This window comes from Polaromonas sp. P1_F9, assembly GCF_056405615.1.
The window spans coordinates 1-1,419 of the sequence record NZ_JBFUBT010000016.1 but is presented as its reverse complement, the minus strand read 5'-3'; the positions used below and the strand labels follow the sequence as shown (position 1 = coordinate 1,419).

2 protein-coding genes are annotated in these 1,419 nt (G+C 56.7%); both read right to left on the bottom strand.

Annotated elements, in window-relative coordinates; translation table 11 throughout:
* On the bottom strand, positions 1 to 225 hold a 225-nt coding region (locus AC1DYR_RS22255), incomplete at its 3' end, for an acyltransferase family protein (RefSeq protein ID WP_477706990.1).
* Between the two features lie 51 nt (positions 226 to 276).
* A partial coding sequence (locus AC1DYR_RS22250; protein WP_477706989.1) for an acyltransferase family protein occupies positions 277 to 1,419 on the bottom strand: 1,143 nt, incomplete at its 5' end.

Below are 1,419 nucleotides of genomic sequence, written 5' to 3'. Positions count from 1 at the left end.
GAACTGGGAAGTAGCCAGGCCCTGAAAAATGATCGTCGAGATCAGGAAGCCCGAGATGACGAAGAAGATGTCAACGCCGATGAAGCCGCCGCGAACCCATTCGGGATACGCATGAAAGCCGAGCACGGACAACACCGCCACCGCACGCAGACCGTCAATGTCTGCGCGGTATTTGGGATGCGTCAGCGCATCTGTGCTCGCAACTTCTCGCCCTTCAGCATCCATCCGTCATGCCCCATCCATCGAGTTCGTTCAGGCATTGCCCATGCGACTGCTTCATTTTTCGGTCTTCCACGGCAAGCGGTCTTTGCATGCTGAAGAGGCCAAATATTGCGCCATTTTTTTTGAGCCATAGACCGACAGGTGATGCGAATCCCGCAGCAGGATGCTGCCATTGGCATCGACAAAATTGAGCTTCCCATTGGTAAACAAAATATCAGACTGGCGAAATACGCAAACATCCTTGCGGCCATTGAAGTGTTCGTTGAACAGGGTCAAATAGGGGTACCGGTCAATGATCATGGCCTCGGTAACCTCGCAGTTGCGGGTTGCCCTGAGCAGGCTGGAGTAAGGCCTGTGCACACAGTCTTTGCTTGAAACCGGGGAATATGCGGCGTCATAGGTCAGGATGACCTGTTTGCCACTGGCCTGCAGCGCGGCAATGTCACGATCCATCAGCTCCATCGCCTTGGCAAACCGCTCTGCCACGGATGCCTTGGCCGGCAAGTCCTTGTAACCCCAGTCCTGCATGTCGTGCGTAAACACCGACATGATGACGGTCTTGATATGCGGGTCGGCCATAACTACCCGATAGGCATCGTCCACAATTTCGGGGCAGTTGGGCTTGGCACCCCACGTGGCTGTTGGAACCAGCCCACGAACGGGCGGGCATGCACCATGACCAATATTGATCATGCCTTCGTTTCTGGCCATGACCAGATCAGCAATGCCGGGTACGAGGGCGTTCGCCGTTGAGTCTCCGATGACACCGATGCTGATGGCATTCGCATTGCCAAGCTGCATGCAGAATCCGGCCGGCGTTTTGACTTTGGCGGCGCACTCTGCATTGCCCATGTATTTCCAGGCAAACTGCTCAGAGCTTGCCATGCCCATGCTTGGGCGAATATTGCCAAAGCCTTCGGTCCGGAAGCACGCAAACGCGATGCCTGCGATGGCGAGCATGAGCAGAAGCAGGCCCACGGTTTTGCGGCGGGCGTGGGCGCCGAAGCGCAAGGGTGTTTCGATAAAGCGATAGGTCAGCCAGGACAGCACAACCGCTGCCAGCAGCCCGCCAGTGCGCACAGCCACGGAAGGCGTCTCACTGGCCAATATGCGCAGGTACACCAGGATGACCCAGTGCCACAAATACAGCGGATAGCTGATCTGATCTTGCCCACCCACACCATCAGCGGGTTGGCC